Raw genomic sequence first — 8106 nt, forward strand, 5'->3', positions numbered from 1 at the left:
CGATTAGTTTTGTTTTAGTTTTATAATATATTGTTGTTTGGTTCATCTGCACTCTTTAATTTGGTAAATAAATTTATCATAATGCTTATTAAAATCTGTTAATTTGATTTAATTTGTGTTAAAATAACGCCTTTATTTAAAATAAAAAAGGATTATCTTATCTTAAACAATAAAAAAAAAATAGTTTTTTTAGACAGAGATGGTGTTATAAATATTGATAAACATTATCTTTATAAAATTGAAGAGTTTGAGTTTACGCAAAATTTATTTAAAACTTGTAAATATTTTATATCCCTTGGTTATGAAATTATTGTTATAACTAATCAGTCTGGAATTGGAAGAAAATACTTTAGTGATGATGATTTTAAAAAATTAACTTCTTGGATGATAAATGAGTTTAAACAAAATGATATAAATATTTTAGATTTATTTTATTGCCCACATTCTCCAAATGACAACTGTTCTTGTAGAAAACCTAAGCCTGGCATGATTTTACAAGCAAATGATAAATACAATATTGATTTAGAAAATTCTTGGCTTATTGGAGATAAGGTATCAGATATTAATGCAGGAATTAATGCAGGAATTAAGAATACAATATTAATTACAAGTGAATATTATAAAGAAACTGATGAGATAAATACACAATATATAGTAAAAAATATAATTGAAACAAAAAATATAATAAAAAATTAGGACAATAAATAATGACTTATACAAATATAGATTTTAATGATAAAACAATACTTATAACAGGAGGAGCTGGGTTTATTGGTTCAAACCTTGCTTTTTATTTTCAAGATAATTTTCCTGAATCTAATATTCTAATATTTGATTGTTTTAGAAGTGAAGAAACTTTTTCAAATGGCAACTTAAAAAGTTTCGGTCATTATAAAAACCTTATTGGTTTTAAAGGTGAGATTATTTGTGGAAGTTTAATTAATCAAGAAGATTTAAAACTATTAGAAAATTATGATTTTGATTATATTTTTCATCAAGCTGCAATTTCTGATACTAGAGTTTATGATCAAGAAATTATTATGAAAACAAATGTAAGTAGTTTTTATGATATTCTAAATATTACAAAAAAATGCAATGCAACATTAGTTTATGCAAGTTCAGCTGCAACTTATGGTTCAATGCCCTCACCTCAAACAGTAGGACTTGAAAATCCAGAAAATCCATATGGATATAGTAAATATGCAATGGATCAAATTTCTGCAAAATTTATAAAAGAAAATCCTAGTATTAAAATTGTTGGATTAAAATATTTTAATGTTTATGGGCCAAGAGAGTTTTATAAAAATTCAACTGCCTCTATGGTTATTCAGTTAGGTCATCAAATACTTCAAGGAAAAACTCCTAGATTATTTGAAGGTAGTGATAAAATTGTAAGAGATTTTATTTATATCGAAGATGTAATACAAGCAAATATCAAAGCTTGTAATGCAAAGCAATCTGGTGTTTATAATGTTGGAACATCAAAACCTAGATCTTTTCAAGATATTGCAGATATTTTACAAAAAGAGCTAGAGACAGATTTAGGAACAGAGTATTTTACTAATCCTTTTGATGGATATCAAATGCATACTCAAGCAGATATTTCACAATCAATAAAAATCTTAGACTATAAACCAAATTTTGAATTAGAAGATGGAATTAAAGCTTATATTCCTGAAATTAAAAGAATGTTTAAAGAAGAAGTTAAATAATGAATAATCTTAAAAATCAAAAACCTAATATTCTTGTAATTGGTGATTTAATGATTGATCACTATTTATGGGGAAGTTGTGACAGAATATCACCAGAAGCTCCTGTTCAAGTATTGAATGTAAAAAAAGAGACTACAGTATTAGGTGGTGCAGGAAATGTTATTAATAATCTAAATGCATTAGGTGCAAAGGTAGATGTTATTAGTGTTATTGGAGATGATTTAATTGGAACAGAATTACAAATCATGTTAGAAAAAATTGTATCTGATAGTAATTTAATTATTGAAGAAAACAGAATAACATCAAAAAAAAGTAGACTAATAGCATCAAATCAGCAAATCATAAGATATGATCAAGAAAGTTGTAAAGATATACAAAAAAACAGTGAAAAAAAGATATTTGATATTTTAGAAAGAAACATATCTAAATATGAGATTATTTTGCTTTCTGATTATGGAAAAGGTGTCTTAACTCAACAACTTACAAAAGATTTAATATCGCTAATTAAAAGTAAGGGTAAAAAGGTAATTGTTGATCCAAAAGGAAGTGATTATTCTAAGTATAAAGGTTCTTATCTTTTAACACCTAATAAAAAAGAAGCAAGTGAAGCTACTAATATTGATATAAAAGATGAAGAATCACTACTAAAAGCTATTTCAAAATTAAAACAAGATTGTGAATTAGATGTTTCTTTAATCACATTAAGTGAAGATGGTATTGCTATATTTGATAATGAACTTAGAAAAAAACCAACTGTTGCAAGAGAAGTTTATGATGTAACAGGTGCAGGAGATACAGTCCTTGCTTCTATTGGATTTTCATTAGCTTGTAACTTAAATATTGATCAAGCTATTGATTTTGCAAATTTAGCAGCAGGAGTTGTTGTTGGAAAACTTGGAAGTGCAACTGCATCTTTAAATGAAATCATAGAATATGAATCAAGTTTACATAAATCAACAAGTTATTCTCATATTAAAACAATAGAAGAAATAAAAAAACTAGCAAATGAGTTAAAACAAAAAGGCAAAAAAGTTGTTTTTACAAATGGTTGTTTTGATATTTTACATGTTGGTCATGTTAAGTATTTAGAAACTGCAAAAAGTTTTGGTGATGTATTAATTTTAGGATTAAATTCTGATGCTTCTGTTAAAAGACTAAAAGGGCCATCAAGACCTGTAAATACTCAAGATGATAGAGCTTATACACTTGCAGCTCTTGAAAGTGTTGATTATGTTGTTTTATTTGAAGATGATACTCCATATGAACTGATTAAAACTATTTCTCCTCATACATTAGTAAAGGGTGGAGATTATGAAGGTAAAGATGTAGTCGGACAAGAGTTAGTAGAAGAATTAAAACTTGTAGAATTTGTAGAAGGAAGAAGTACAAGTAGAACAATACAGAGGATTAAAGAAAATGAAGCAAACGATAAGTAACGAGTTTCAATCTCATTTAGAAACAATTAATAATGTTATCAATAATATGGAAGATGAATTAGTTAAAGCTTCAACTTTAGCTGTAAATACTTTAAAAAATGGAAATAAAATACTTCTATGTGGAAATGGTGGAAGTGCTGCTGATGCACAACATATTGCAGCAGAATTAACAGGAAGATATAAAAGTGAAAGACGTGGCCTTCCTGGTATTGCTCTTACAACAGATACAAGTGCTTTAACAGCTATTGGAAATGATTATGGTTATGATAGAGTATTCGATCGTCAAGTTGAAGCTTTAGCCAATAAAGGTGATTTAATTATTGGTATTAGTACAAGTGGTAATAGTGAGAATATTATAAGTGCATTAAAACTTGCAAAAGATTTAGGATGTAGTACTTTAGGTTTTTCAGGAAAAGATGGTGGAAAAATGAATGAAGTGTGTGATGTAAACTTAATTGTTCCATCAAACAACACTCCACGTATTCAAGAAATGCATATTTTATTTGGACATACTATTTGTCAAATTATTGATGATTCTTTTTAATTAATATTTAATTGTTTTCCTAAATCTTCTATAACGATTTGGGAAGCAATATCTGTCCAATGAGTATCATCAATATAAAATATATCCTTTTGCCCTTCTAAAACCTTTTTAGTAAATATTTCTTTTGTATTTATATGAATATATCTTTTATCTAAATTTTCAAATATATCAAAAAATTTATCTTTAGGATTTTTATTATCTACAATATAATCTGAATACAAGTCGTATTTATTTACAACTGGCATAAAAATCAACTTGATTCCCTTTTTATTTAAATAATCAGATAATTCATTGAAATTCTTATTCATTAACTCTAAGTTTACTAAAGTATTATTTCGAATACTTCTTATACTATTTTTATTAAATAATAAATCATTATTACCTGTAGTAAAATAATTCTTGTCAGTTTTTACTCTATGAACTTTTGAAACAAATGCTTTTTCTGAAAAATTGTATAAAAAGTTATAAGCTAAAAATTTAATATTTCCATTATTAATAAAAGAAACAGAAGGTAAAGATCCATTTCTAACTCTAGCTCTATTTTCTTGACTAACTGTATTAAAATGATAAAAATCCGCAATATTATCTAAACTATCATTACGTAAATTGTTTATATTTTTTGAAAATCTTTGTACAACTTTTTTTACAACAGATTCAATAATAATATATTTAACTCCAGACTTTTCCAAAAAACCACTATTTCCAAGAATATAAACTGTTTCAATATCACTTCTAGTTTTTTTCTCATAGTTAGTTAAATTAAGAGTTTTAAGATTTAAGTTTGTTACTATAAAATCTTGATAATAACTATTTAATCCTTTTCCTCCTCCATTTGAAAAAGAGTCTCCTAATGTTAATACATCAATTTTTTGATAATTATATTCATTTGACATGAAATGTAAAGAAGGAAGAGTATCTTCAATTTTTCTTTTAAATGAAATATCTTCATGGTATCCCATTCTTGCTAAATCACCTGTAACAATTCCCTTTTCACTTACTAAAAGTTTTTTTGTAAAAAAACTCCATACAACAAGATTAAATAAAATAAATAGAAATATAACACTAACAAATATATAAGAAAACTTTTTAAAACTCATTATTACTACCTAAAAATTAAAATACAAAAATTCTGAAACTTTAGACATATTAAATAATGTACCAATAACAATAACTAATAAAAGAAATAGAATTTTATAATTAAATTTCACTTTTTGTGAAATTTGAACAACATTATCATAATAAAGAACAATAAAAGTAGCAATTGTAATAAAAGAAATAGGAGTACTTCCAAACATTAATTTTCCAAAGAATGTAGCGTTAGCCTCTACAAATGATTGTAAAGATTGAACTTTATAAAGTAATCTATCCGAGAATATAATACCATTTAAACCAATCATTCCACTCAATACTTTTATGGCATCATCCCACTCTTTTGCTCTAAAAAATACCCATGCAATATTTACAAAGTTAAAGGTAATAATCCAGGCAATAACTCTTGGTAATTGAAAACCAATAGAGTTCCATAATCTATGAACTATTAAAGCCATTCCATGTAAAAAGCCCCAAAAAATAAAAGTCCAACCAGCACCATGCCAAAATCCGCCTAATATAAATGTAGCCAATAGATTATTATAAGTTCTAAACTTACCTTTCTTATTTCCACCTAAAGGAATATATATATAATCTCTTAAAAATCTTGATAAAGTAATATGCCATCTTCTCCAGAAATCTTGTATATCTAAAGCTTTGTATGGAGAATTAAAGTTAATTGGTAATTTGATATTAAACAATAATGCAATACCAATAGCCATATCCGTATACCCTGAGAAATCAAAATATAGCTGAAATGTATAAGATAAACTTGTTATCCATGCTTCAAAGAAATTAAGACTTGTAGATGAATCAAAACCTTTTGTAGCCCATACTGCAAAACTATCTGCAATTACTACTTTTTTAAATAACCCAAGAGAGAAGATAAATAAACCTAAAGCAATATTTTTATAGATTTTTATTTTGTTTCTTACATTTGCAAACTGAGGCATCATTTCTTTATGATGAACAATTGGTCCTGCAATTAATTGAGGGAAGAAGGTAACAAATAAGGCATAATTTAAAAAATCATACTCTTTAGTCTCTTCTCTATAACTATCAACTAAATAAGCAATTTGTTGAAAGGTAAAAAAACTAATTGCAAGGGGAAGTGCTAGATGAAGAAGAGGAACATCAGTACCTACTACACTATTAAGATTTTCTATAAAAAAATCTGCATATTTAAAATATACAAGTAAAGCTAAATTTGAAACAATTCCAAAAGTTAAAATTACTTTTTTATTGAAACTTTTTTTTAAACTTCTTGAAGAAAGAGTATTCCCTATTACATAATTAAAGAGCATTGAAACTAATATAATCGGTAAATAAACGATATTCCACCAAGAATAAAAAAACAATGAACTAAATACTAAAAAACCTTTACTTATTTCGGTTAATCTTTTACTATTTAAATAAAAATAGATAAAAAATGTACTTGGTAAAAAAAGAAATATAAATTCATAGCTATTAAATAACAATATTAATCCTTGATTTTTTTATTATCTATTCTATATACATATACATAAAACATAAAAATAGTTATTACACATAAAAAAGTCTTTCCTTTAAAAATACTTTGATCAAATTGACTAACTACAAATAAATAGTTAAGTATTAAAAGTAAATCCCATTCTTTTTTAATATAAATTGTTTTTAATACCAAAAACAACATTATAAAGAAAGCTAATAATCCAAATAATCCAGTGAAAAGTAATATTTCTAAAATAGAATTATGTAATCCTGCAAATTGTTTTAAGCCGTATATTTGCCATGTGTCTAATCCAAAACCAAAGAATGGTTTTAGTTGTATTAATTCAATTGCTTTTAACCAAATGATATCTCGATGAGAGCTATTTCCGGCTAGTAAAGTATCAAATCTATTGGACAAAGAATCAATATTTTGGAATATCAGAATTATTGTAAAAGTAACACTTATACAAAAGATCATATGTTTAAATTTCAAAGACTTAAAATTAATTATTAAAGAAATAAGTAAACTTAGAAATAAAGCAACCCATACAGCACGAGAATAACTAAATAATGTAGTATATGCAAACATAAGCATTGACAAAAAAAAGAAAAAAAGTTTTATATTAACTTTTGTTATTTTTGATAAATAAATTAAAGAAATAATTAAAGCTATACCCATAAATAATCCAAAAGAATTCCTATTAAAGGTTGCGGCTGTTAAACCTCTATTTAAGTCTCCAATATTATGTTTAAAGAAATCATATCCTAATATACTTTGGTAAACTCCGTCAAAAGACTGTATAAATAAAGAACTAAAAACAAATATAAATAAAGTTTTTTTATTAAAGAAATGTTTAGAATAAAAATAAAGAAGTATAATAAAAATGAATGCATATCTAAGAATAAACATTAACTCTATTCTCCAAGCGTCTGTTTTAGATACATCATTTATAAAATTAGAGACAGTCATACTTAGAATTATTAAAGAAAAACCTAAAACTAAATCTTTAAATTTAAAAGATAATTCTTTAAAATATTTATAATCTTTATTTTTAATAAGATATATTAAAAAAAATATAATAATTAAAGCTGTAGATGACTGATAGACAGCATTTTTAAAAGGGATTGACATACACCAAATTAATAATAATATATTAAATAAATAGTCGGCTCTATAATATTTAGACATCCAAAACCCTAATAACCTTCTCCAATACATCGTTAACTTTAATATCATCCATACATTCCATTTTTGTTGGACATTTTGTTTTATAACAAGGATGACATTTAATCTTTTCACTTGGCTTAAAATAAAAGTGTTCTCCTGTATACTCCATAAACTTAACGCAATGCTTTATATCAGTTGAACCAAATATAGTAATAGTTTGAGTGCCAACACCAGCTGCAATATGAGCAGGTCCACTATCATTTCCGATAAATAAATCAATTTCAGATAAAACATTTTTTAATTGAGTCAAATTAGTCTTATTAACTAAATTATAAACTTTTTCATTAAATTTTTCACTTATTATATTTGAATCATCTACTTCTAATGAACTTCCTACTAAAACTACTTGAATATCACTTTTAATTAAACCATCAATTAATTTTGTAAATCTTTCTATTCCCCATTTTTTACTTAACCATCTTTCACTAGTTCCAGTTGAAATTGCGACTATTTTTTTATCAAATTTAGCTCTTAAATCAAATTCTGATTTAAAATGAGGTAACCTAATAAAATCATCATTTTCTTTAAAATATTTATCTATATTATTTTGATTTAAATTACATTTTTCTAATATCTCTTTTACTGTTTTTGACTTTACTTTAATTTTAAAAACTTTTTGTAAAAAAT

8 protein-coding genes are annotated in these 8106 nt (G+C 25.1%); 4 read left to right on the top strand and 4 right to left on the bottom strand.

Annotation, left to right across the window (positions count from 1 at the left end; all coding sequences use genetic code 11):
- Positions 1-180: 180 nt before the first annotated feature.
- From gmhB to gmhA, 4 genes are read left to right on the top strand one after another with little or no spacing between them, the layout of a single operon-like run.
- Positions 181-696, top strand: a complete 516-nt coding sequence (gmhB, locus tag ACERKK_RS08830) for a D-glycero-beta-D-manno-heptose 1,7-bisphosphate 7-phosphatase (protein WP_373772724.1) — start codon at positions 181-183, stop codon at positions 694-696.
- An 11-nt stretch (positions 697-707) separates the two neighbouring features.
- Positions 708-1712 (top strand): ADP-glyceromanno-heptose 6-epimerase, encoded by a 1005-nt coding sequence (gene rfaD / locus ACERKK_RS08835; RefSeq protein ID WP_373772717.1) that lies wholly within the window; start codon positions 708-710, stop codon positions 1710-1712.
- Positions 1712-3148, top strand: a complete 1437-nt coding sequence (gene rfaE1, locus ACERKK_RS08840) for a D-glycero-beta-D-manno-heptose-7-phosphate kinase (RefSeq protein ID WP_373772718.1) — start codon at positions 1712-1714, stop codon at positions 3146-3148. The genes rfaD and rfaE1 overlap by 1 nt, the downstream gene beginning before the upstream one ends.
- Complete coding sequence (gmhA, locus tag ACERKK_RS08845) at positions 3129-3692, top strand: D-sedoheptulose 7-phosphate isomerase (protein WP_373772719.1); 564 nt, start codon at positions 3129-3131, stop codon at positions 3690-3692. The genes rfaE1 and gmhA overlap by 20 nt, the downstream gene beginning before the upstream one ends.
- Here gmhA and ACERKK_RS08850 read toward each other — a convergent pair.
- The 4 genes from ACERKK_RS08850 to ACERKK_RS08865 form a co-directional block, all read right to left on the bottom strand.
- On the bottom strand, positions 3689-4789 hold the full coding sequence (locus ACERKK_RS08850; protein WP_373772720.1) for a hypothetical protein: 1101 nt from the start codon (positions 4787-4789) through the stop codon (positions 3689-3691). The two genes, gmhA and ACERKK_RS08850, sit on opposite strands and share 4 nt — an antisense overlap.
- Positions 4790-4798: 9 nt before the next feature.
- Positions 4799-6259, bottom strand: a complete 1461-nt coding sequence (locus tag ACERKK_RS08855) for an MBOAT family protein (protein ID WP_373772721.1) — start codon at positions 6257-6259, stop codon at positions 4799-4801.
- Between the two features lie 2 nt (positions 6260-6261).
- Positions 6262-7440, bottom strand: a complete 1179-nt coding sequence (locus ACERKK_RS08860) for an O-antigen ligase family protein (RefSeq protein WP_373772722.1) — start codon at positions 7438-7440, stop codon at positions 6262-6264.
- On the bottom strand, positions 7433-8106 hold a 674-nt coding region (locus ACERKK_RS08865), incomplete at its 5' end, for a glycosyltransferase family 9 protein (protein ID WP_373772723.1). The genes ACERKK_RS08860 and ACERKK_RS08865, both read right to left, overlap by 8 nt.

Source organism: Poseidonibacter sp. (assembly GCF_041821165.1).
In the GTDB taxonomy this organism is placed as follows: domain Bacteria; phylum Campylobacterota; class Campylobacteria; order Campylobacterales; family Arcobacteraceae; genus Poseidonibacter.